Here is a 22,375-nt window from a genome sequence, read left to right on the forward strand (position 1 = left end):
TGCGCATATCCCGATACTTTCTCAGAAAGGCCGCCGGAATCAAAGCCCCGCAGGCAAACTCGGGGCGCTTCGGCGTCAGGAGGACGGGGGTTCTTCCCGCAGGCCGTACTTGCGCACCTTCTCTACCAGTGTGGTTCGGCGGATACGCAATTTCTCTGCAGCCCGTGCCACCACGCCCCCGGTTTCATTAAGGGCCTGCTCGATCAGTTGCTTCTCGAGATTGGCCAGGTAGTCCTTGAGGTCTATGCCGTTAACCGGCAGCAGTACCGGCCCGTCCAACCCAACCAGGCCGGGAACGGCAGAAGGCAAGCCCTGATCTTCCGGCGCCAGGTGTTCGTCGTGGTCATCCAGGTAGCGGAATTTCCGGGGCAACTCCTGAACACCAATCACGCCGTAGGGGTACATGATGGCCAGCCGCTCCACCAGGTTGGCCAGCTCCCGCACGTTGCCCGGCCAGTCATGGCGGCACAGGCTCATGATGGCAGCCGAGTTCAGCCGCAGGGAGCCGCGTTTTTCCTTTTCCATACGGGAGATCAGTTCGTTGATCAGCAGGGGAATATCTTCGACCCGATCACGCAGGGCGGGCATATCGATGGGAAAAACATTCAACCGGTAGTACAGGTCTTCACGGAAGCGGCCGGCTTCGATCAGCTGTTCGAGATTCTTGTCTGCCGCCGCAATAATCCGCACGTTGGTGGGCCGGGAGCGATTACTGCCGATGCGTTCGAAGTTGCCATCCTGCACCAGCCTAAGCACCTTCACCTGGGTGTTCAGGGGCAGCTCGCTGACATCATCCAGGAACAAGGTTCCGCCGTTGGCCAGTTCACAGCGCCCGGACCGCTCGGTGATGGCACCGGGAAAGGCTCCCCGTTCATAGCCAAACAGCTCGCCTTCAAGCAGGTCCGCCGGTATGGCACTGCAGTTTACCGGCACGAAGGGCTGATCGCGACGATCGGAATGGTAGTGCAGGTTCCGGGCGACCACCTCCTTGCCCGTTCCGGATTCTCCGGTGATCAGCACGCTGACGTCCCGGTCGGCGACCTGCTCCATCAGATCGCGCACCTGTTGTATGCGACGGCTTGTGCCCACCAGGCTGCGAAACAGCTGGACACCCCGCTGGTGCCCGCGGCCATTGCCCTGGTCAAACTGGGAACGGTACACCTGGGCCCGGTGCAGGGAATCGACAAACTTGGCGTAATTCAGGGGCCATTCAAGGCGGGCGATAATGCGGCTGGCGAGATCTCTGGGCAGGTCGGCAGCCTCAGGCCCGCCGGCCAGCAACACCGGCAAAGCCGGGGCGATGCGGGCAAGCTCCTGAAGGCTATCCCGTAAGGCCTGGCCGTCACCTGCCAGCACGGCCACGGAGAAACCCTCCGGCTGACCCTCCCCATCCTGCAATTGCGCTGCCACTGACAGGTCGTCAGCAGCCACCGGGCCTTCACCCAGAAACTCCAGGATAGTAACAAGATCCCGGCGCAGGCCGGGATCTTCACTCACTACCAGTACTTTATTGTTGTTGGGCATTAACCGGTGTCTCTGTCAGGTATCAGCGTCGTGCTGCCCGCCGTGCCGCCGAGGCGGTAAACTCATTACCCCGGAAGCCCGGATCGAAATCGTAGGCCGGGTAACCGTTATCCAGGCCATCAATGTAATAACGCTGCGCCTTGAGGTCGTAGGTCATTTCCATGGTGGTCCAGAACACCGGCACACTGTAGTAGCTAATATTGTGGGCTTCCGACACGCGCCACAGCTCACCCTCTTCGTCATACTCTTCAGAGGCCAGGATCTGCCAGCTGTCTTCATCAATGTAGAACACCCTGCGATCGTAGATATGGCTAATACCAATGCGCCGCTTGGCTTCCACTACCCAGACCCGGTGCAACTCGTAGCGGGTCAGCTCCTGGTTGATGTGGTTCGGGCGAATCACATCCGAGGGGCGAATGTTGTCGTCATGCAGCTTGTACGCATTGTACGGCACCAGCAGTTCCCGCTTGCCTTTCAGCTCCCAGTCGTACTGGTTAGGGGCACCGTTGTACATGTCTTTCTGGTCAACGGAACGCAGCGACGAGGAGTTGGGTAGATCTGTCTCGTAGGCCAGGTTCGGTGACCGGCGCAAACGCCGTGAACCGGAATCATACCGCCATGCCAGCCTCGGTGAACGGACCTGGTCCAAAGTTTCGTGCACCAGTGTGATGGTGCCGGCCAGGGTGCTGGGCGCGATGGTCTCGGTTTTCAGGTAGAAGATCTTGTTGTCGATATCTGCCAGCTCGGCGCCAATCTGGCTGTAGGCAAGGTAGTAATCGTACTGGTTAACCACTTCGTTGTAGGCGCCGTCGCGCTGGGGCGTGGCGGAGGCACTGCGGAACGAAACCTCTTCACCCCGATAACGGAGGATGTGATTCCAGATCGCCTCAAGCCCGTTCTGGGGAATGGGGAACGGACTGGTCATGATCGTGTTGCGCACGCCGTTGCCGTTGTCCAGCAGCTCTGCGCTCAAGGCATTTTCGAAAGACCTTTCGTAGACATGCCCGGGGAAGGCTGCCGTCCGGCGCGTCTGGTAAACCGGCATAAAGAATTCCGGCCCGTACTGTTCCAGCATCCGGATATGGCCATCCGACAGCACATCACGGTACTGATCCATGTTATCGCGGGTAACGGTATAAAGTGGCTTGTCTTCCGGGAACGGATCAATCTCCTTGGTTCCCTCTCGCCAGTTTGCCGGTGGTGTTGCCAGGCCGCCGTTCCAGGCCGGAATAGTGCCTTCGGCATTACCGGCGCGTTCGGCACCGACCGGTGTGAGCTCATTGTTCAACCGCTCTGCTTCGGCAGGTGAAACCTTTGCCACAACGGGTCCGGACAACCCCATTACTGCCGCGGTAACCGCCGCAACCAACTGGTTTCGCATCCCTCAACCTCCATTCTGAATGGTCGGGCGATCGACCTTCGCCCGAACTACGGCCCTTTTTGCCAGTTTCAAACGACCGTTTCAAGTGAAGGTTTGTAGTTTCTTGTGAACAGGCACCTGTATCAACAGCAACCATCAAAGGGGAGGAAATGGGTGGACAAAAATGATACTATTAGCGGCTTGGCCTGATGGATATAGAAGGGTGTGGTCTTCAGGCGGGCAACTGATCATCCGGCACTGCATGTGGGCAGGTATTGCATGGCTTCAACGTGGTATTCACTGGTTTCACAAAAACTGTACCTGGCCCAGGTACTGATCCGGGAATTTGACCAGCCAACAACCAGCAATGCTGCCAGCACCGGACTGCCGGCAGCCGTGATCGGAGAAGCCCGGTCTCAGGCAGTGGCAGAAGTCCTGCTGCGAGCCCGCGACGTACTGCTGACGATGGTCGCAAGGCTGCACCAGAAAAAGACGGAAACGCCGCACAGCCTGGCCGAGTTAAAGGCACTATTCGACTACGACGTGGCGGAAGTCGAAACTCTCGACAGCCTCGCGCAGCAGCGGGACAGCTGGTGGAACCACCTGGTTCAGCTGGACAAGGCCCTGGGCCAACCACCGGCGCAGAAAAAGACGGTCTCTGCCGACAACATTATTGCGGTAGCCGCAGAAGAAGGCCCGGACCGCTCCCTGCAGGCACTGGAACAGACCAGGGCAGCCATGGCCATTTTTGCAAGGGAACTCGAAGAGCGGCACGGCGAGTGGTAGCAGCCCTGACCACGGCTGCACCGAAACAACCCGAATGACGACAAAGGTTTAACGAATGTCACCATCGTTTTTTGAAATTGTACAACTCTCTGACGGCGACTACGCGTTGCGCCGGATAGACGATGATGCCGCCCCACTGGTGCGCATTTCTTTTTCCGAAGAAGCCCGGGACATGATGGAGAACCGGGATATGAACGTGGCAAAGGCCATGATTGCTGCAGGCATTGAAGCCGCCGGCAATATCGACTACGACATGGGCCATGACATGGAATGGGATGACGAAGACGGCGACGCGATCGACCCCCAGCCCAGCTATACCCTGCACTGACCGATACTGCGCCAGCCCTCAGCGCTGGCGCAAAATCACCCCGTGACTGTTGCCTTTCGCAGAAGCCTTTTGCAGTGAATCAAAGGCGGCGCGCCCCAGCTTGTTGGTCCAGAGCACTACCGCATGACAGGTACCTGCGCCCAGGGCGCGCTCTGCCAGTTGCTGGGCCGGGTATTCCGCGGTTGAACGCAGCACCAGGATCTCGTTCGCCACAATGCCATGCATCTTCTGCCACTTGGCCACCAGCGCCTGGGGCGGATCAATCCACGCCAGCCAGCGCTTTTCCTGGTTCAGCTGGGTGAGCATGGGCAATAACAGCTGAAAGTTCTCTACCTGTCCTTCCGGCAGGATAATCTCCGTCACATTGCCGCCCAGGCCCGAATGACCCGCTGCCGAACCACCTGCAGGCCGACGCATGCTTGCCGGGCGCTGACCCGCAGAGATCGCTTGCGCCGGTGCCACTGTGGCCGGATGAAACGCCATGTTCTGATTGAAGCTCAACTGTTCCATAACTCACCTGCCTGTTCAGTGAAGATCGGAGCGCCGGATTACACCCACACCAAGACCTTCGATAAACAATTCCTGCTCACTCAGATCCACTTCGATAGGAGCAAACTCTTCGTTCTCCGCAATCAGCCAGACCCTTGAGCCTTCACGGCGGTAGCGTTTGACGGTAACTTCCTCGCCCACCCTGGCCACGACTACCTGGCCATTGTGAACATCCTGGGTGCGATGCACCGCCAGCAGGTCGCCATCCAGGATGCCGATATCCTTCATACTCATACCCCGAACCCGCAGCAGGTAATCTGCCGAGGGCGAGAAGAAGTCCGGCTTCAGGGTGCAATGATCTTCCACATGCTCCTGCGCCAGGATCGGGCTACCCGCTGCTACCTGACCAATGACCGGCAACCCCAGATCCGGCTCAGCCTCCGGCAGGCGAATACCGCGGCTGGCGCCCGGCACCATCTCGATCGCACCTTTGCGAGCCAGCGCCCTGAGATGCTCTTCCGCCGCATTGGCCGAGCGGAAACCCAGCTCGGCAGCGATTTCTGCGCGAGTGGGCGGATAACCGGTTTCATCCAGATATCGCCGGATAATATCCAGCACCTGGGACTGTCGGGCGGTCAGCTTCATGCTTTTTCTCCGGGGTTGTTCGTCCTGGTTTTTTATACAGTGATTTGACTATATACAGTGTTTTATCCAGTGTAAAGTCCCTGTGCAGTTTCTTTCCTTTGGGTAACGGGACACGGCGCAAGCCTGTGTTAAGGTGACCTGAAACGAAGCAAGGGGATGCAAACACTCCATGAACGCAGCCAATCGTTGCAAGATGCCGGAAAGACTGAAAAACCACGAAGGTGGAGAACGTCGCGTAGGGGTCGAAATCGAGCTTTCGGGGCTCGGTTACGAACAACTGGTGCAGCATGCCGCCCGCTTGCTCGGCGGGTCGCCGGAGCTGACCTCACGCTACGTGACCGCACTGGACACCGAACATGGCCGCTTTACCATCGAACTGGACTCCGATCCCATCAAGGAGCTGGACCTGGACGACGAGCGCCTGCCGCAATCCATCCGGGAGCTGGGCAGCCATGCCATGGATGTGATCGACTTTGCTGCCGAGAAGGTCATTCCGCTGGAGATTGTCGGCCCGCCGCTGGCGTTCTCGAAACTGGAACTGATCGAAACCCTGATGGATGAGCTACGGGAACTGGGCGCCGAAGGTAGCCGTGAAGCCATCTACTTTGCCTTTGGCCTGCAGCTGAACCCGGAATTGCCGGACCTGGAACCCGCCACCCTGGTAGCCTACCTGCAAGCCTTTGCTGCCCTTTACGACTGGCTTAAAGCCCGGCACCAGCTGGATATCAGCCGTAAGTTCACCACCTATATCGAACCCTGGAGCAGCCGGTATACCGAGAAGCTGATGGCGGATGACTATCGCCCGGATTTGGAAACCCTGATGCGGGATTACCTGCACTACAACCCCACCCGCAACAAGGCCCTGGACCTGCTGCCGCTGTTCGCCCATCTCGACAAGGAACTGCTGGCAGGCTACGTGAAGGACCCCAGGATCAAGAGCCGCCCTACCCTGCATTACCGCCTGCCGGACTGCGACATCGACAACCCGCGCTGGCATTTCTCCACGGTGTGGAATGACTGGGTGGTTCTGGAGCAGCTGGCCGCACATCCGGAAGACCTGGCCGATTTACGCAGCCGGTTCCGGGAAGCCCAGAAGTTCAGCTTCCACAACCTCACTCATTCCTGGCGTGAGACCACGGACAACTGGCTGAAACAACACGGTTATGTCTGATTATCAGGGCAACGACATGCCGATGGCAGAAGAGCTGCCGGAGAAACCGGGGCTGACTATCGGCATCAGTGGCCCGGTGCGAAGAAGCCTGGCGCACCGGCTGATCAACCTGGCCCTGCGCCTGCACGGTGCCAACACCCATTACATTCGCCCCGGCAGTCATACCGATGTGTCCCTGCTGGACGGGCTGGTGCTGTCCGGTGGCACCCACGTACACCCGGAGCTTTACGGGCAACAGCCCCAGGTAACGGCCCGGTACGATCGCAAGCGGGATTCCACCGATCACCGGCTGCTGGTTCAGGCCGAAGCCATCAATATTCCGGTGCTGGGCATTTGCCGGGGCGCACAGTTTATCAATGTGTTCCACGGCGGCACCCTGTGCCAGAACGTAACTCCGCTGCGGGAACATACCCGCCACCGGCCTCTGTTGCTGCCCCTGCAAACCGTACAACTGGTGAAAGACAGCCGGCTAGGCCGGTTGATGCCTGCCACGGTGATTGGCGCCAACCGAATTCACAGCCAGGCCATCAAACGGCTGGGCCGGAACCTGCGGGTAACGGCGCTGGATAACGACCGGTTCGTACAGGCCATTGAAAACACCGGAGCCCAGTGGCTGATGGGCGTGCAATGGCATCCGGAATACCTGCTTTACCACACCGGGCACCGGCACATTTTCAGCCACTTTGTGCACGCCGCCCGGGGCAGAAAACTGGAAAGACTGGAAAGCCGATATTCGGCCTTTGATCAATAAGGAGTTTGATGATGGTATCGCTGAAACACCCCCTGGCACTGACCGCCGCCCTGTTAGCGACTGCAGCTGTGCCCCTGGCCGCCAATGCCGGCGAAGTCAGCCTGACTGGTGAAGGCGTGGTGCGTTACAACCCGGACAGCGCCCGCCTGCAGTTTTCCGTTTCTGCCGAGCACAGGCAACCCCAGAAGGCTTCCGCCCAGGTAGCCGACACCATGGACAAGTGGCGTAGCGCCATCAAAACCTGGCGAGACCAGTTGCAGGACTACTCAGACGCGGATGTAAACCTGTATACACGCACCCTGCCGGTTCAGGAGAAAGGCAAGGAGCCTGAACGGGTCTCCGTCGCCAGCCAAACCGTGAGCTTCTCGATCAATGATCTGGAACTACTGAACCCGCTGCTGGAGCAGGCCAATAGACTGGGCCTCCAGTACAACCTTGGCAGCCACCAGTTTTTCCATTCCGACGAGCAGGGGCTTGAGCAGCAGGCGCTAGCCCGGGCCATCGAGGACGCCCGAAACCGCTGCCAGTTCGTGGCGGAGCAGCTGGACAAAACCTGCGGCGAGGTGGTGTCTATCAACATCAACGGTGGGCACCGGCCCGTGCCGATGATGATGGCAGAAGCCAAGTCCGCCCGGGATACCGTCTCGAGCGTGGGCCCCCGTGAGATTCAGTCCAGCGTGAGCGCCACCTTCGAACTGGACTGAACCGGGTCAGAAATTACGGGTATAGAAGATATCGAGGGAGGCCACCAGCCCGCTGGCCGCCTCCAGATAGAAATACTTGCCCAGGTCATAGCGCAGCGCCACGGTCGTGATTGGCTCGAAAATACCCACCCCGTAGCGCAGGCTGAGCTCGTCGGTAATGTAACCGCTGGCCACTACGGCAGACTGGTCGCCAGAGCCTTCCGCTTCCAGGGTCAGGTTACGAATACCCAACTCGTCTCCGATACTCTGGGTTATCCCGCTGGCCTGGTTCAGCCCCAGCGAAATCGCCGCCCGGCTCATCTGGCCTTCATCGCCCTGACTCTGGGGTGCCCGGCCAAGAATAATGTACGACAGTGCATCACTCTGGGGCATGGACGGCTCCGAGAACACTTCCGTGGTCGGCGCGTTCACCGGCCCGCTCAGGCGAATACCCGCCACAACGGTATCGACGGTGCGCACGGCTTCCACATCCAGGTATGGCTCGGCCAGAGTCCCCACAAAGATTATCCGCGCCCTGCGCAGGTCCAGGTCTTGCCCGAAGGCTTCGTAGCGACCGTCCACCAACTGCAGGGTGCCGCGGGTATCCATGTTGTTGCCAATGCGAAGGGTGCCCTCCAGGTTGCCGGTTACATCAAAGGCATTGAAGGATACTTCGTCTTCACCCACCACTACGGTGATATCCATCAGCATGGTGCGAATGGCGGGCTCGTCCTGTTCGACACCGACAATGACTTCGTCCTCGGATACCGAAACCGCCGATGGCGGCAGGCCCTTGATTTCGATATCACCCCGGGGCACATCCACCCGGCCTGACACCGCCAGCTCACCGGCGCGGAAAGCAATGGTCAGATCCGGGCCCACTTCTACCCGGGCATAGGGCTCGACCGAAACCGGCAGCCGCTCGCCGCTGATATTCAGCTGGACTTCAGGTTCATCCTGCCAGTCCAGGTAACCGCCCAGCTCGCCACTGCTGCGATCGTTACTCTTCCAACGGCCGCTGATGTCGGCCCGGCTGCCCAGAAATTCCAGAACCAGCACGATGTCTTCCATGGGCAGCGGCAGGCCCGGGTCGAACACCCGGCCGTCGGTGAGCGCCAGTTCTCCTTGCACCTGGGGCCGGAACAGCGGCCCAGACAAACTCCCCTGACCATTGACCTCGCCGGCCACCTCTTCAATGCCGGCAAAGGCCGACAGGAAAGCCAGGTTCAGATCTTTCAGGTTGAAGCGGCCATCGATGGGCCGGCTTTCGGTATTAGGGTCCACCGCCAGTTCCAGGTCAAAGCTGCCCAGTTCGGGGCCCCGGAGCGCCATGGCCAGTTCTGCGGTTTCAGGCTTCAGCCGGGCTTCCAGGGTCAGGGATTCATGCTGCAGGGTTTCCCAGTCATCCAGGATCAGGAATTCGAAGGCCCCGCCGCCAGCATCAAGACTGATCAGGCCATCCGGGCCCTGTTCGGTGAATGCCAGGTCAATGTCTGCGTTCAGGGACGCCTGCCAGCGGAAGGTTTCCGGGAACAACGGCGCCAGCGCCTGCATGGGGAACTGGCGAATCTGATAGGCGATCCGGGTATCCGGCAGCAGCTGCTGGTCTTCAGCACACACCGAGCTGGCCTGCCAGCGCCAGCAGTGGGCGCCAAACAACACTTCGCCGTCAGCCGTGTAATCCAGGCTTACCGGCGCTTCCAGCCGCCAGGTTTGCTCCGGGCCGGGCACATCGATTTCGCCCCGGGCCAAGGCGCCCTGCCAGCTGTTCCAGGCTTCACCCAGGGCGCCGACGAACGTCAGCGCCACCGAGGCTTCCGGGTGCTGCACAGTCAACGCCAGCTGGTGGTCCGCCCGGGTACCATCAAGGTCTGCAGTCACCGCAGCCAGTTCCTGCCCAGCTACACGCAACGCTTCTGCGTTCAGGCTGGCATCCAGCACGCCGCCACTGGCAAGGCTGGCATCCAGTTCCATGTTTTCAATGCGCAGCAGGTCCTGCCATTCGAATTCACTGGCATCAAGCGTCACCTTGCCCGCGGGATCCTGCGCCGAACCCGCCAGGTCCACCCTGGCCGAGAAGCGACCGGCCAGGCCGGGCAGCAGACGGTCCGGCTGCGGCAGGTTCACTGTCAGGCCCGCGCCCAGGCTCTCACCGTAGCGCCCCTCGCCTTCTATCCGGTTCTCCGCTATCGCCACCAGCAGATCCTGCACGCGCCAGTCGGTGCCGTCGCTGCTAAGTTTACCCCGGGCGGTGGCCGGCTCCTGCTGCCAGCGACCTTTCAGGTCCCAGTCGGCGGTCATTACCGGCAGGCTGTCCGGCACCAGCCGGCCCTCGGAATTGACCTCACCGTTGAGACTGGCTTCCAGCACCGGCACCCAGTAGCCAGGGTTGAACTGATCCAGCAGCAGCCGGGCCTGCCAGGCCAGCTGATCCGCGAAGGCCAGTTCGGCATCGCCGGTCAGGGAACCTGCCCCGGTGGTCATATCCAGCTGTGTGATGCGAACCGCTTCCAGGTCCCCGGTCAGGGCTGCGGTAAGCTCCGCATCGCCTTGCGGACCGCTCACCGCCGCCTGTAAATCGGCGTTGTAGTTGCCATCGTTGTACTCAACATTCCCTTCCAGCCGGTTCACGGCAACCGGTGGCGGCTCCAGCCCGGGAATCAGTCCGAACCAGGGGAAACGGTCAAGGACCAGGTCGGCCTCTGCCTGCAGGCCACCAGACCAGCTCGCGCTGCCCTGAACTTCCAGGGTGCCCGGAGCGTCGGGCTGTTCGCCAGAGGGCGCACTGGCCGCCGGCCCGGTCATGGTCAGGACCAGGTTGTCGACACCACCGGTTGTGACCAGGCCCCTGATGACGGTTTCGATGGTGCCGGTTGTACCGGGAAGGTTGGCACTGGTACGGGTACGGAAGCCGTTGGCAAGGGAACCGTCCAGCGACACCACCCAGTTTTCCAGGGTCAGGGTTTCCAGCAGGGTGTCGTAGGCCAGGAAGCTCTCTGACTCAATGGTGAGCGCCGCCGGCAACTGCGCTGCCAGCGGCTGCACGGTGCCGTTCAATTGTGCATTCAGGTAGCCGCTGCTGGTTCCGGATACCCGAAGATCCCGCACGCTGCCCGCCAGGTTGGCCGCGATCGTCCAGCTGTCTCCGCTCGGGGGTGGCAACTGTGCCGTAACATCGAGATCCACCGGCCAATCCCGGCGCATTTCAGCGCGGCCACTGGCAGTCACCCGGATCTCGCCCAGCTGGTACAGGGCGTGGTTTACGGTAAGGCTGGCGCCGGATGCTTCACTGCGCAGCTCCACCTTGTCCCAGATGGGGCTGCCGTTCAGCTTAAACGGCCCCAGTTGCACATCACCCACCACCAACGCCACCGGCAGGTTGATAGCGGGCAGGCTGATATCACCCCGTTCTGTGTCTTCCGCGGTATCAGAAGGCTGAACCGTTACATCGATCTGTTCGGCTTTCAGGGTATCCAGGCACAGGGTCTTTTCGAACAGGCAGCTGGGAGACCAGTCCACTTCCGGCGCCAGCAACAGTACTTCCACGCCATAGCCGCGCCATTCCAGCCGTTCCGCCTGCCACTGGCCCAGCAGGGACCCCTGGTCCGCCTCGGTTTGCAGCCCGGGAATCTGGTCGATAGTCCAGGCAGTACCGGTATCGGTCAGAAGCGCCAGCAAAACAATAGCCACCAGCACCAAGGGCAACAGCAACACCAGCAACACAATCACCAGTGGCCAGAACCACCAGCGTTTGTGTCGGGGCGGCCTGGCTGGCACTGCGCCATGCTCCGGCTGCGGAGGTGTCTGATTCGTTTCGGTCACAGTTCCGGCCCCATGGAGAAGTGAATCCGCCAGCCGCCGCCGAACTGGTCATCCATACCCTTGGCCACATCCAGGCGCAAAGGGCCCACCGGGCTCACCCAGCGAATGCCCATACCCACGCCGGTGGCCAGGGGATCAAAGACATCATCCACGGCATTACCCTCATCAATAAAGGCCGCCACACGCCAGTTGCGGACAAACTCATACTGGTATTCGGCGCTGCCTACCAGCATATAACGACCACCAACGGCTACGTCGTCTGAGTCTCTCGGAGCCAGGGTTTCGTAGCCGTAACCCCGAACGCTCTGGTCACCACCGGCGAAGAAGCGCAACGAAGGCGGAACATCCCGGAAGCTGTTGGTGGCCACGCCACCGAAATTGAATCGGGCGAGAAACCGGTGCTTGCCGGCCAGGGTATAGAGCCCCTTGGCCAGGAAGTTCACATGCAGGATATCGGCATCCGAAATCACCGCCCGATGGGCCCCGGTCACGTCGAACTGAAGGCGATACCCCCGGGACGGGTCGAGCGGCGAGTTGGCGTGCAGCTTGGAATAACTGACACCCGGCAATAACAGGCTGGAGTTACCCTGCTCTTCCTCACCAATATTGAAGCGCTCCCCTTCCCAGCGCATGGACAATATCTGCATCCAGCCGTTGTCCAGCTGGTGACTCCACTGCTGGCCGAAGGTGAGCCTCTCAGACTCCACATCTTCAATATGTTCGCGCTGATAACCGGAGGTCAGGCGGATGGCATCCGTCATGGGCGGGTCCAGCGGCAGCTCGTACCAGCCGCTCACGCTCTGGCGTAACTCGGACAGTTCGGTGTCGGCGCCCCGGCGGTGCCCCATGGGATTGATGTAGTGTTCCCGCCAGTTACCCCGGAACCGGGGGCCGACGTCTGTCGAAAAGCCAACGCCGGCGGCCACGGAGCGCGGCGGCCGGGGCGTCAGGGCGATATCGACAGGGATTACCCGGTCCTCTGCCTTTGACGGCGCGGCGTCTACATCCACCCCGGAGAAATAGCCACTGTTGGACAAATCGTTACTGAGTTTTGCCACTTCATCGGCATGGAACGGAATACCGGGCTCGAAAGTAACAAACTGCTCCAGCAGGTTCTGTTCGAACTCGTGGCCTTCCAGAAAGGTGACCTTGCCCAGCCGGTAGCGTTCGCCGGATTGGTACTCCAGGGTGATGTCAGCGGCGTTTTTGGCGGGATCCACTTCCAGCCGGCGGGTCAGGAATTCGCCCTCGAAATAGCCCAGCCTGTTGGCCGTGTTCTGGATAGACTGGCGCAGGGCATCGTACCGGCCATGGTGCAGCACATCGCCTTGTGCAGGCGTTTTCGGGAGGTTCTGCCGGAAGTCTTCCTGTGCGCCATCCGGCCCTTCGATCATCACATTGCGGGAGCGGATAAGCACCGGCTCGCCGGGAATGAGGGTAAGCACCAGCTCCGCCGGTTCATCGCCGGCTTCTTCTACTTTCCAGCGTACCTCGGGACTGTAATAGCCCAGCGCCCGGGCCGCCTCTTTCACCTGGGCAATGGCGGTGTCGGCGTAACGGCGCAAGCCATCGGCAGTGCGGCCTTCCACTTCGCCAACAAAGATCTGGGCGTTGTCCTGGAGGTTATCCACATCGCCCTCAACCTCCACCCGAACCTGGCTGGCGAATACGGCAGGGGCAAGCACCAGCATCACCAGGCCCGGGCTAATGGTGGCAAGGCGTTGTAAGGTTCTGGCTAACAGCATGCTGGTTTTAATGGCGTCCGATCCGGTGTCCGGGCTGATTCCCTGAAACAGGTTGCTGAGTTTACCGACTGAATAGGCTAACCTTCCAGTCACTTAGCTTTGATATTGTAGGCCCCAAGGTAGCCCGGATGCTCAAGATAAACCGAGAAAACCTAAAATCCAGCCACCAGCTGACCTGGTTCATCATCGACTTTGTGATGCTGGGGCTGCTGATCCTCAATCTCGCGCTGATTATCTGGGACTCGATTTATAACTTTATAGCCGTACAAAACCTGCTGAAAGACTACGCCCCGGCCATTCAGGAGCTTTACCACCCCATCCACGAACGCTTCATTTTCTACGACCTGATCTTCGTGTCGATCTTCCTGGGCGAGTTTGTCCTGCGCTGGGGTTACTCCATCAAGGCCCGGGTGTATGACCGCTGGTATTTCTATCCGTTCATCCACTGGTACGACCTGGTGGGGTGTATTCCGGTGGGCAGCCTGCGTTTTCTCCGGGTACTGCGGATTATTTCCATTATTTACCGGCTGCACCAGTACAAGATCATCGACTTCACCAGCACCCGCCTGTACCGGTTTGTCATCTTCTACTACGAAGCCTTTATGGAAGAGCTGTCTGACCGGATTGTGCTGAAGGTGCTGAGCGGCGTGCAGGATGAGGTGAAACGTGGTTCGCCCCTGTTCGAGCGTATCCAACACGACATTCTTTTCCCGCGGCGGGAAATGTTGTCTGACTGGCTGTCCGAAAGGGTCGCCCAGGCCGCGAAGCAGGGCTATATCCCCAATCGGGGTGCCCTGCGGGTTTACCTGGAAAACCGGGTAGACCATGCCCTGAAACAGAACCTGGAACTGTCACGCCTGAAGTACCTGCCGGTCGTGGGTCCGACCATTCAGGACACCCTGGAAAATGCGGTGGGTGACATCGTGGCCAACGTGGTGCACCAGATCCTGGATGACCTCGCCTCCTCCACCAACCATGCCTTTATTGAAGACATCGTTAACGTGTTCCTGCCGGACCCGGCTCAGGGGCTGACGGAAGACCGCGAGAAAGAGGCGCTGATCACCCTGATTCTGGAAGTGATCGATGCCATCAAGGCCCAGGTTCACGTGAAGCACTGGCGGGAGAACCTGCCGTGACCCAACTTTTAGGAGACTGCCAATGAAAACAGCACACGACCTTGTGGAAGCCGCCCGCGCGGAAATTCGTGAAATTCCGCTGGACCAGGCCGACGACGCCATCAAGAAAGCGGACGTACTGCTGGATGTGCGCGAAGCAGACGAATACAACACCAGCCACATTCCCGGCGCCGTCAATGTGTCCCGTGGCATTCTGGAATTCAAGCTCACCAACGATCCGGCATTTGAAGACCGGGCCCTGAACCTGGTGATCTACTGCAAGAACAGCGGCCGTTCAGCCCTGGCAGCCAGGGCCATGAAGGAAATGGGGTACATTCATGTTCAGTCTATTGCAGGTGGCATTGAAGCCTGGGAAGCTGCCGGCAAGCCGCTGGTAAAACCGGAACTGCCAAGCTTCGATTAAACCCGGGGGCAGATCAGTTATGTCGTAAGAAGTTTCAGTTATTTTACAGAGTTTTTCATTTCAGCTTTTCAGCTTCTGGAGGTCAATGGGCGGCACTCCGAGGTCTTGCCATTTTTCGGGGTGACAGGTGAACAGCAGGATCTGGTGCCTGCGTGCAGCATCGAACAAGATACGTTTCATGTCTTCCAGCCGGTTCTGATCACTGTGCACCAGGGTGTCGTCCAGGAGAATCAGGGTGGGCCTTTGGGCTTCCCTCAACAGGTCGGCATAGGCCAGGCGGCTGATCAGCCCCATCTGTTCCCGGGCACCAAAACTCAGCTCGGCAATCTGGCCCAGCTCATTCCCCCGGTTGAAGGTTCCCGGCCGCAGGTGTTCGTCCACCTCCAGCGTTGCATTCGGAAATAGCAGCGACAGGTAATAGTTAAGGTGTTTTTGCAGCGGGGCCTGCAGGCGCCGGGTCAGCGCCTGGCGTTTGTCCGTCAGCAATGTGAGCAGCAAATCCAGTGCCCGGGCGCGGCGATCCAGCTCCTGGTAGCGGCGCTGGCACTGTTCCAGCTCCGCCTGCTTCTCGCTCAATTGCTCCTCCAGGCCTTCGGCACCCCAGGCTTCAAGCCGAACACGAATGTCCCGAAGTTCCCGTTGCCGGTCTTCCTGGGTTTGCTGCAAAGTCTGGATCGTGCGCTGAAAACGGTCGATATCCTGCCGCAGGATATCCGGCCGGGCCTCGCGGATTTGCTGCTCCCGCTTCGCCATGCTCTCGCGCAGGCTGACCTGCTGCTGTTCGATCCGGGCAAGCTCAGCCGTTAATCGGGTCAACTGTTGTTGGCGCTCGGGGCTGTTGGCCTCGTCTTCCAGCCGCTGCCATTCGGCCCTCGCGTTATCCCGGGCCTGCTTGCCGGTGAGCAGTTGCGCCTGATGGCTGCGGTCGCTGGCCTCGGCGTCATTCAAGCGCTTCTCGGCACTGGACAGGGCGCTTTCGGCCGCGGCCAGATCCAATACCTGAACCTCCTGATCCGGCGCGGGAGTGGCTTCCAGTTTTTCACTGGCAGCCTTCATGTCTGCCTGCAGTTCCGCCAGCTCGGTTTCCAGTGGCCCCAGCCCGGCCGGGGCGACCGAACGCAACAACTCGACGGCATGCTTACGTTTTTGCTCTGCTGCCTCCCAGGCGGAGGCACGGCTTTCTGCCTGCTCAACGGACGCCACAGCCATGGCCTGCAATTGCTCGTCCAGGGATTGTTTGAGTGTGTCGAGCTTGCGCCGGGTACTGGCCAACTCCTCGCCGCCCGGGGCGATGCCCAGCGTGCCTACGCCCGGAATAACCAGTTGCGAGGCTTCCAGTAATTGCTGTTCGCCCTGCCCCTTCAGTTGCCGGTCGTCGAGGGTAATAGTTTTGCCGGGCTGCAGGTGCCAGCTCAGACGGGTGGCAACGGTGCCGGAACGGATGGTTTCGTCATTCAGTTCCCTGGCGGTTGTCTTCAGGCGGACCACCGCGGCGGTATCAATGCGGTTTGCCTTTGCCTGCTCCCGGGCCTCGTCAACCTGTTGCTGGTATTCCCGGGCCCTGGCCAGGTTCTGGCTGAGGGCCTGCTGCCGCTGTTCAGACTGGCGTTGATCCTGCTCCAGCCGCTGCCGGACTTCCTGCTGGCGAGCACGTTGCAGTTGTGACCGGGCATTTTCATAGACAGCCCGGGCATCGTTCAGGGCGCCGGCCAGTGCAGCGGTTTGCTGTTCGATTTGTTGCAGTTTGCGTTCGGCGCTCTCCAGTTCTGCCTTACGGGCGCTGCGCTGTTCGTCCAGCCGGCTCAAGTGGCCGAGGTTCTGCTCCAGCAGCTCGCGGTTCTGAACCAGCTGCGCCAAAGTATTCTTTTCCTGTTCCTGCTGCTGTTCCAGCTGCTCGACCTGCTGTAGCTGTTCACGGGCCCGGTTCAGTTGCCGTCGGGCATCGTCCCAGGGCTTTTCCTGTTCGGTGCGATCAAACTCCTGCGACAACTGCCCGAGGCGATCCACCTGCCCCTGATACTGCTCAACCCGCAGCTGCAAATCGTCGACCTGTTGCTGCAGATCTTCCCGCTCTTTATCCAGTTTTTTGTAGTCACCCTTGGGCTGGCCGGTGGCCGTCAGCAACACGTCGCGCTTGCCTTTTACTTCCTCGATGACTGCATCGCCGCCGGTGCTGGCCACCTCGCCAACCAAGGCATTGAGGGCGGATTTCAGGTGATCGCCCGCGTGTTCAACGGCTTGTTCGATATCCTGCCCCGTGCCTTGCTCTACCCATAACAAGCCCGGAATTCCCCAATGCTCCGCTTTGCTGGCGCCCCGCTTGGGATACTGGTAACCCAACAGCTCCGCCAGCTTTTCCTCCGCGTCGTCTTCGCTCCAGGTTTCGTTGCCGACCGACAAGTCACAGCGGGTGCGTTTCAGGAAACTTTTAACCAGGCGCCATTGGGCCCCCTGATGCTCGAAGGCCAGTTCAACGGTGGGAGCTGCTGCAGAGTCGCCCCAGGGGCGAAGGTCATCCACCGCCTGGGACCGGTAACGTTCAAAGAACGCCGCCCGGATAGCACGCACCAGGGTACTTTTGCCGGATTCGTTGGGGCCGTGGATCAGGTTCAGGCCGGGCTGAAGATGCTCAAGGGCAAAGGGTTGGCGGAACTGGCGCAGCTGTTCAACCTTCAGGCTTTGCAGTTTCATTGGCCTGCCTCCTGAGCCGGTGTTTTCAGCATCGAGGCCAGAATGGCCAGGGCATCCCGGGCGGCTTCGCCCTGTTCCCCGGCTTGCTGCTCCCGCAGGGTTTCGATCACCTCCCCAACGTAGCCATCGGCTTTCAGGGCGGCAATGTCGTCGTCCGTGGGTGCCAGCTGCAGGTTACTGCGTTCGCAACGAATGCTGCGGAAACGGGCTTCGACAACCGACAATCCGTGCAGCAGTTTTTCTTCGCCCGCCAGGGTAATCAGGCCATCCAGCCGAAGATCCACCACCGAGGATTCGGGCAGGTTTTGCAGGCGTTCCAGTAACTGGTCCAGGTCTGATTCCACAGAAAGGGTTTCCCGCCATTGATGCCACTGGTAACGACCGGTGGCTACCACCTGAACCTGCGGCAGCTCGCCCGGCCCGTCAATATCGACAATCAGGGCATTACCGGCCTCGTTATTCCGGAACCGCTCCGGCTCCGGGGTACCGCTGTACCAGGTGCGTTCGTTGATTTCCTTGGTACCGTGCCAGTCTCCCAATGCCAGGTAATCCAGCTTGCTGGCTTGGGCCCGGTCCGGCGCAATGGGGTTGGTGGAATCGATTTCAGCCGCCAGCAATCCCTGCACACTGCCATGGGCAAGCCCCACCCGAACCAATCCTGCCGGGGTCTCGTAGCGGCCGAAAGCTTCTGTCAGATCGCCATAGGTATGACGCTGGGTCAGAGGTGCGTTCAGTATGGCGAGGCCTTCGGCAGCCAGTTCGATAACGCCCGGTTCCAGCGCCAGGTGCACGTTATCCGGCACTGCACCCAACCGTTGAGCGCGGGTCCAGACACTTTCGGCGAGCGCCGCATCATGGTTACCCGGCAGCATCACCCAGGGGCCAGGGAATGCCTTGGTGGCATTGAACACCCGGCGAATGGTGCGATCAGATACCGTCTGGGCATCAAACACATCACCGGCCACCAGCACCGCCTGGCACTGAGATTCATTGGCAAGCCGGGCCAGCTTTTCTATGGCCTCGAACCGGGCTTCCACCAGCGCTGCACCGTCTTCGGTTTCAAAACGGCTGTAGGTACGCCCCATTTGCCAGTCGGCGGTGTGTAGAAATCTTGGCATTGCGTGCCCCTTCAAAATGTAGACTTTAGTCTAATCGCTTGCCGATTCTGGCGTGGGAGCCCGACGGCTTCTGCTACCATCCTAATCATGCTTGTGCTTCATGCAAGCAACCTTCATAGCTGGCCCTGGCCGGCTCTCTTTTTTTTAAGCACACAACCAATACCACAACCCAAACAGGTAACCATCAATGAGCGCTATTATATTGATGCTACTCGGGCTTGGCGGCATGGCGCTGGGTTTCTTTGTGTATTCAAAGTTCCTGGCCCTTGTTGTTTTCAAGCTGAGTGACAAATTCCGTACGCCCGCACACGAGTTTGAAGACGGCGTTGACTTTGTTCCCACCAACAAATTCGTTCTGTGGGGCCATCACTTTACCTCAGTCGCCGGTGCTGCGCCGATTGTCGGGCCCGCCATTGCGGTTATCTGGGGCTGGCTGCCTGCGTTCCTGTGGGTCACCCTGGGTACCATCTTCTTTGCCGGCATTCACGATGCCGGTGCCATCTGGGCCAGCGTGCGCAACAAGGCGAAGTCCATCGGCACGCTCACTGGTGAAGTGGTCGGCAACCGGGCCCGCGCCATCTTCTCTATCGTAATTTTCCTGGTGCTGTTGATGGTTAACGCAGTATTTGGCGTGGTTATCGCCAAGCTGCTGATCAACAATCCGGGCGCCGTGGTGCCGGTGTGGGGCGCAATTGCTGTCGCACTGGTCATCGGCCAGGCGATTTACCGGGCCAAGATGAGCCTGCCGCTGGTGTCACTGATTGGTGTAGTTGCGCTTTATGCCCTTATTTACGTTGGGCCTTCCGTTCCGGTTGAGCTGCCGGAAACCGTAGCCGGCTTGTCACCCAGTGCCGCCTGGATCATCATTCTGTTTGTTTACGCCGCTATCGCTTCCCTGCTGCCGGTGTGGGTGCTGCTGCAACCCCGTGACTACATCAACGGCCTGCAGCTGTTTGTCGGCCTGGCCGCCCTGTATGGCGCCGTGCTGATTGCCAACCCCACCGTGGTTGCGCCGATGATCAACGTCGACGTACCAGCAGGAACACCCTCCATGATTCCGCTGCTGTTCGTCACCATTGCCTGTGGCGCCATTTCCGGCTTCCACGGCCTAGTCTCCTCCGGCACAACGTCCAAGCAGCTGGATAAAGAAACCGATGCCCGCTTTGTGGGTTACTTCGGCGCCACCGGTGAAGGCGCCCTGGCCCTTGCCGCCATCATTGCGGCCACCGCCGGCTTTGCCTCCCTGGCAGACTGGCAGGCCATGTACCACTCCTTCGGCCAGGGCGGCGTGCTTGCCTTTGTTGAAGGCGGCGCCGCCATCCTGAGCGCAGGCACCGGGCTGGACATAGCCATTGCCGCCACCATGCTAACCGTTATGGCCGCGCTGTTTGCCGGCACCACCATGGATACCGGCCTGCGTCTTCAGCGCTATATCTTCCAGGAGTGGGGCGAGATCTATAACATCAAGTGGATGGCCAAGCCGGTACCGGCCACCCTGCTGTCCGTCGCTACGTGCCTGGCTCTGGCGTTCGGCGCAGGCGGTGCAGATGGCTCTGGCGGTCTGCTGATCTGGCCCCTGTTCGGCACCACCAACCAGTTGCTGGCGGGCCTGACCCTGCTGGTGATCACCGTGATGCTGGTGCGCCGTGGCTCACCATCCATCTTCACCCTGGCACCTCTGGTGTTCGTGCTGGCCATGACCCTGTTCGCTCTGGTCATCCAGCTGAACGGCTTCTACCAGAAAGGTGACTGGTTCCTGTTCGGCCTGGATATCGTGGTTCTGGTAGCTGCTATTCTGGTAACACTGGAATGCGCCGCGGCCCTGAAACGCGCCAAAGCCGAGGTTCGCGAAGCACCCGCTGCCGACTGAACCTTGCAGGTTAACGCTGGCCAGGTAACCCCTGGCCAGTCCTTACCGGGGGCTTTATGAAAACCACCCTGAGCAAACTGAAATACCTGTACAAAAAGGCCAGCCAGGCCAGCACCGAATACTACAACGCACCCTACCGGGCCGCGATTGCCCGCGCCAAGCGCGAAGAAGATGACCTGTTCATGCTGTTGGTATTCAGCGAGATAATGGGCATACCCAACCCCGCCAGCTGGTATTGCATGGAACTGCAACCGCTTCTGCTGGAACGCTTCCACGAATGGCATACCCGCATGGGTATGGAACGCTCGCCACTGGATAATTTCCGCTGTTGCTGAGGTAAGCATGGCCGACTACCCGATTCTGGATATTTCCAAACTCATTACCGAACGCCAGCTGATCATGGTCGGCGGCAAAGGCGGTGTGGGCAAAACCACCGTATCCTCTGCCATTGCGGTAGCCGCCGCCCAGAATGGCCGGCGGGTTCTGCTGATCTCTACCGATCCGGCCCACAGCCTGGCCGATGCCTTTAACCGCAAGATTGGCAGCCAGATAACCCGCATGGCACCCAACCTGGATGCCCTGGAACTGGACCCGGATGCCGAGGCCGAAGCCTACCTCGACAGGGTAATGCAGCAAATGCGCCGCTTTGCCGGCCCCGACCAGATCAACGAACTGCAGCGCCAGTTACGCCTGGGCGCGCAATCACCCGGTGCCCAGGAAGCCGCCATCCTGGAGCGCATGGCCACCCTGATCGAAAACAGCGAAGATGACTACGACCTGCTGATCTTCGACACCGCACCTACCGGCCATACCCTGCGCCTGTTGACCCTGCCGGAAATCATGGCAGCCTGGACCGATGGCCTGCTCAAGCACAACAAGCGTTCGGAAAAACTCGGCAAGGCGCTGTCCCACCTGACCCCCGGCCGCAGCCTGGACAACCCGCTCAAAAGCCCGGAAGAAAATCCGGTGGAAGACATGGACCAACGCAGCAAGGAACTGACCGAGACCCTGCTACGCCGCCAGCGTCTGTTTCAGCGCACCCGCCGCAGGCTGAACGACGCTGATCACACCGCCTTTCTGTTTGTGATGACCCCGGAGAAACTGCCGATCCTGGAAACCGGCCGCGCCATCGCTGCCCTGGGCGATGCCGACATCCCGGTTGCCGGCGTGATCGTTAACCGGGTGATGCCGGAGACCGACAACAACAGCTTCTGGCAAGCCCGATACGAGCGTCAGAAACGCCATCTGGATGAGATAAACACCCTACTGGCAGACCGCCCACAGCTCAGGCTGCCCTTGATGGAAGATGATGTAAGCGGGCTGGACGCCCTGGGGGCCTTCGCCGGGGTAATGATAAACAACGAAGGCCGCAAATAAGATTTGACAAGCATCCTACCCAGCTGTATTATGCGCACCTCGTTGATCGGGGCCAGCCCCGAAGCCAACAACCAGTTTTGATGCGGGGTGGAGCAGTCTGGTAGCTCGTCGGGCTCATAACCCGAAGGTCGTAGGTTCGAATCCTGCCCCCGCTACCATAAAAAAGAAAGGCAGATCAGTTACTTACTGGTCTGCCTTTTTTGTTTTCTGATCCTGAAGTTTCTCGGCACCCTATGCGCGCCAATTATTGCTCTGGATAATTTTTAGCCTCGCCTGAGTTCTGACCTGTAAACATATCCGGCCAAAACGACTCAACTTGCAGGCTCACCGGAAAGCCTAGTGTTCCGTCTGGTTAATTCCTAAGCGAAAATGTGCTACAATTCGAGCTATTGTTCACGAGCTCGGAGACTCTGTTTTGGCCCGGAAACCAGCACCCTTTAATCTTACGGTAAACGATCAACTGGAGCTGGAAAGCT

Annotated in this window: 18 protein-coding genes and 1 tRNA gene; 11 read left to right on the plus strand and 8 right to left on the minus strand. The window is 59.8% G+C overall.

The features are described from left to right. Nucleotides 1–75: 75 nt before the first annotated feature. Both AC13DJ_RS09825 and AC13DJ_RS09830 read right to left on the minus strand, forming a co-directional pair. On the minus strand, nucleotides 76–1,524 hold the full coding sequence (locus AC13DJ_RS09825) for a sigma-54 dependent transcriptional regulator (RefSeq protein WP_474539750.1): 1,449 nt from the start codon (nucleotides 1,522–1,524) through the stop codon (nucleotides 76–78). 22 nt (nucleotides 1,525–1,546) lie between these two features. Further along, the gene (locus AC13DJ_RS09830) at nucleotides 1,547–2,905 is read right to left on the minus strand and encodes a DUF1329 domain-containing protein (protein ID WP_288372035.1); all 1,359 of its coding nucleotides are present in this window, start codon (nucleotides 2,903–2,905) and stop codon (nucleotides 1,547–1,549) included. A gap of 258 nt (nucleotides 2,906–3,163) precedes the next feature. On the opposite strand from AC13DJ_RS09830, the gene AC13DJ_RS09835 reads away from it, so the two are divergent. Together AC13DJ_RS09835 and AC13DJ_RS09840 are read left to right on the plus strand one after the other, a co-directional pair. Beyond that, the gene (locus AC13DJ_RS09835) at nucleotides 3,164–3,670 is read left to right on the plus strand and encodes a DUF6586 family protein (RefSeq protein WP_058340168.1); all 507 of its coding nucleotides are present in this window, start codon (nucleotides 3,164–3,166) and stop codon (nucleotides 3,668–3,670) included. A 55-nt stretch (nucleotides 3,671–3,725) separates the two neighbouring features. Continuing rightward, nucleotides 3,726–3,998, plus strand: a complete 273-nt coding sequence (locus AC13DJ_RS09840; protein WP_474539749.1) for a hypothetical protein — start codon at nucleotides 3,726–3,728, stop codon at nucleotides 3,996–3,998. An 18-nt stretch (nucleotides 3,999–4,016) separates the two neighbouring features. On the opposite strand, the gene AC13DJ_RS09845 is transcribed toward AC13DJ_RS09840, so the two are convergent. Together AC13DJ_RS09845 and lexA are read right to left on the minus strand one after the other, a co-directional pair. Continuing rightward, nucleotides 4,017–4,508 carry a cell division inhibitor SulA gene (locus AC13DJ_RS09845; RefSeq protein WP_094625566.1) on the minus strand — a complete coding sequence of 164 codons (492 nt, stop codon included), beginning with the start codon at nucleotides 4,506–4,508 and terminating at the stop codon, nucleotides 4,017–4,019. 15 nt (nucleotides 4,509–4,523) lie between these two features. After that, on the minus strand, nucleotides 4,524–5,132 hold the full coding sequence (gene lexA, locus AC13DJ_RS09850) for a transcriptional repressor LexA (protein WP_036219354.1): 609 nt from the start codon (nucleotides 5,130–5,132) through the stop codon (nucleotides 4,524–4,526). A 169-nt stretch (nucleotides 5,133–5,301) separates the two neighbouring features. Between lexA and AC13DJ_RS09855 the strand changes: the two genes are divergently transcribed. The 3 genes from AC13DJ_RS09855 to AC13DJ_RS09865 are packed head-to-tail and all read left to right on the plus strand — an operon-like array spanning nucleotide 5,302 to nucleotide 7,758. Beyond that, nucleotides 5,302–6,303 carry an amidoligase family protein gene (locus tag AC13DJ_RS09855; protein WP_199456930.1) on the plus strand — a complete coding sequence of 334 codons (1,002 nt, stop codon included), beginning with the start codon at nucleotides 5,302–5,304 and terminating at the stop codon, nucleotides 6,301–6,303. After that, entirely contained in the window at nucleotides 6,296–7,054 is a 759-nt protein-coding gene (locus AC13DJ_RS09860) for a gamma-glutamyl-gamma-aminobutyrate hydrolase family protein (RefSeq protein ID WP_022988739.1), read from the plus strand. The genes AC13DJ_RS09855 and AC13DJ_RS09860 overlap by 8 nt, the downstream gene beginning before the upstream one ends. Nucleotides 7,055–7,062: 8 nt before the next feature. Then, a complete protein-coding gene (locus AC13DJ_RS09865) occupies nucleotides 7,063–7,758 on the plus strand; it encodes an SIMPL domain-containing protein (protein ID WP_289101166.1) in 696 nt (231 codons plus the stop codon). A 6-nt stretch (nucleotides 7,759–7,764) separates the two neighbouring features. Here the strand turns inward: AC13DJ_RS09865 and AC13DJ_RS09870 are convergent, their stop codons facing one another. Together AC13DJ_RS09870 and AC13DJ_RS09875 are read right to left on the minus strand one after the other, a co-directional pair. Further along, nucleotides 7,765–11,514 (minus strand): translocation/assembly module TamB domain-containing protein, encoded by a 3,750-nt coding sequence (locus AC13DJ_RS09870; protein WP_289101167.1) that lies wholly within the window; start codon nucleotides 11,512–11,514, stop codon nucleotides 7,765–7,767. 41 nt (nucleotides 11,515–11,555) lie between these two features. After that, nucleotides 11,556–13,304 carry an autotransporter assembly complex protein TamA gene (locus AC13DJ_RS09875; RefSeq protein WP_474539748.1) on the minus strand — a complete coding sequence of 583 codons (1,749 nt, stop codon included), beginning with the start codon at nucleotides 13,302–13,304 and terminating at the stop codon, nucleotides 11,556–11,558. A 128-nt stretch (nucleotides 13,305–13,432) separates the two neighbouring features. On the opposite strand from AC13DJ_RS09875, the gene AC13DJ_RS09880 reads away from it, so the two are divergent. After that, nucleotides 13,433–14,440, plus strand: coding sequence for a hypothetical protein (locus AC13DJ_RS09880; RefSeq protein WP_286816364.1), 1,008 nt, complete (start codon nucleotides 13,433–13,435; stop codon nucleotides 14,438–14,440). Between the two features lie 22 nt (nucleotides 14,441–14,462). Next, a complete protein-coding gene (locus AC13DJ_RS09885) occupies nucleotides 14,463–14,843 on the plus strand; it encodes a rhodanese-like domain-containing protein (protein ID WP_022988734.1) in 381 nt (126 codons plus the stop codon). Nucleotides 14,844–14,903: 60 nt separating this feature from the next. On the opposite strand, the gene AC13DJ_RS09890 is transcribed toward AC13DJ_RS09885, so the two are convergent. Both AC13DJ_RS09890 and AC13DJ_RS09895 read right to left on the minus strand, forming a co-directional pair. Then, a complete protein-coding gene (locus AC13DJ_RS09890) occupies nucleotides 14,904–17,534 on the minus strand; it encodes an AAA family ATPase (RefSeq protein ID WP_474543598.1) in 2,631 nt (876 codons plus the stop codon). Then, nucleotides 17,531–18,652 carry a metallophosphoesterase family protein gene (locus AC13DJ_RS09895; protein WP_474539745.1) on the minus strand — a complete coding sequence of 374 codons (1,122 nt, stop codon included), beginning with the start codon at nucleotides 18,650–18,652 and terminating at the stop codon, nucleotides 17,531–17,533. The genes AC13DJ_RS09890 and AC13DJ_RS09895 overlap by 4 nt, the downstream gene beginning before the upstream one ends. Nucleotides 18,653–18,839: 187 nt before the next feature. Here AC13DJ_RS09895 and AC13DJ_RS09900 point away from each other — a divergent pair, with 187 nt between their 5' ends. The 4 genes from AC13DJ_RS09900 (at nucleotide 18,840) to AC13DJ_RS09915 (ending at nucleotide 22,057) form a co-directional block, all read left to right on the plus strand. Further along, nucleotides 18,840–20,522 (plus strand): carbon starvation CstA family protein, encoded by a 1,683-nt coding sequence (locus AC13DJ_RS09900; RefSeq protein ID WP_474539744.1) that lies wholly within the window; start codon nucleotides 18,840–18,842, stop codon nucleotides 20,520–20,522. A gap of 56 nt (nucleotides 20,523–20,578) precedes the next feature. Continuing rightward, a complete protein-coding gene (locus AC13DJ_RS09905; RefSeq protein ID WP_474539743.1) occupies nucleotides 20,579–20,857 on the plus strand; it encodes a cory-CC-star protein in 279 nt (92 codons plus the stop codon). 7 nt (nucleotides 20,858–20,864) lie between these two features. Beyond that, a complete protein-coding gene (locus AC13DJ_RS09910; RefSeq protein WP_474539742.1) occupies nucleotides 20,865–21,899 on the plus strand; it encodes an ArsA family ATPase in 1,035 nt (344 codons plus the stop codon). Nucleotides 21,900–21,980: 81 nt separating this feature from the next. After that, nucleotides 21,981–22,057, plus strand: a tRNA-Met gene (locus AC13DJ_RS09915). Nucleotides 22,058–22,375 lie beyond the last annotated feature (318 nt).

It is taken from the genome of Marinobacter sp. L-46 (genome assembly GCF_056859535.1).

Coding starts and splice junctions, on each gene's coding strand:
- AC13DJ_RS09840 (WP_474539749.1), top strand. CDS start 3,726: ATGTCACCATCGTTTTTTGAAATTGTACAACTCTCTGACGGCGACTAC.
- AC13DJ_RS09900 (WP_474539744.1), top strand. CDS start 18,840: ATGAGCGCTATTATATTGATGCTACTCGGGCTTGGCGGCATGGCGCTG.
- AC13DJ_RS09895 (WP_474539745.1), bottom strand. CDS start 18,652: ATGCCAAGATTTCTACACACCGCCGACTGGCAAATGGGGCGTACCTAC.
- AC13DJ_RS09905 (WP_474539743.1), top strand. CDS start 20,579: ATGAAAACCACCCTGAGCAAACTGAAATACCTGTACAAAAAGGCCAGC.
- AC13DJ_RS09885 (WP_022988734.1), top strand. CDS start 14,463: ATGAAAACAGCACACGACCTTGTGGAAGCCGCCCGCGCGGAAATTCGT.
- AC13DJ_RS09890 (WP_474543598.1), bottom strand. CDS start 17,534: ATGAAACTGCAAAGCCTGAAGGTTGAACAGCTGCGCCAGTTCCGCCAA.
- AC13DJ_RS09845 (WP_094625566.1), bottom strand. CDS start 4,508: ATGGAACAGTTGAGCTTCAATCAGAACATGGCGTTTCATCCGGCCACA.
- AC13DJ_RS09825 (WP_474539750.1), bottom strand. CDS start 1,524: ATGCCCAACAACAATAAAGTACTGGTAGTGAGTGAAGATCCCGGCCTG.
- AC13DJ_RS09835 (WP_058340168.1), top strand. CDS start 3,164: ATGGCTTCAACGTGGTATTCACTGGTTTCACAAAAACTGTACCTGGCC.
- AC13DJ_RS09855 (WP_199456930.1), top strand. CDS start 5,302: ATGAACGCAGCCAATCGTTGCAAGATGCCGGAAAGACTGAAAAACCAC.
- lexA (WP_036219354.1), bottom strand. CDS start 5,132: ATGAAGCTGACCGCCCGACAGTCCCAGGTGCTGGATATTATCCGGCGA.
- AC13DJ_RS09860 (WP_022988739.1), top strand. CDS start 6,296: ATGTCTGATTATCAGGGCAACGACATGCCGATGGCAGAAGAGCTGCCG.
- AC13DJ_RS09880 (WP_286816364.1), top strand. CDS start 13,433: ATGCTCAAGATAAACCGAGAAAACCTAAAATCCAGCCACCAGCTGACC.
- AC13DJ_RS09910 (WP_474539742.1), top strand. CDS start 20,865: ATGGCCGACTACCCGATTCTGGATATTTCCAAACTCATTACCGAACGC.
- AC13DJ_RS09865 (WP_289101166.1), top strand. CDS start 7,063: ATGATGGTATCGCTGAAACACCCCCTGGCACTGACCGCCGCCCTGTTA.
- AC13DJ_RS09875 (WP_474539748.1), bottom strand. CDS start 13,304: ATGCTGTTAGCCAGAACCTTACAACGCCTTGCCACCATTAGCCCGGGC.
- AC13DJ_RS09830 (WP_288372035.1), bottom strand. CDS start 2,905: ATGCGAAACCAGTTGGTTGCGGCGGTTACCGCGGCAGTAATGGGGTTG.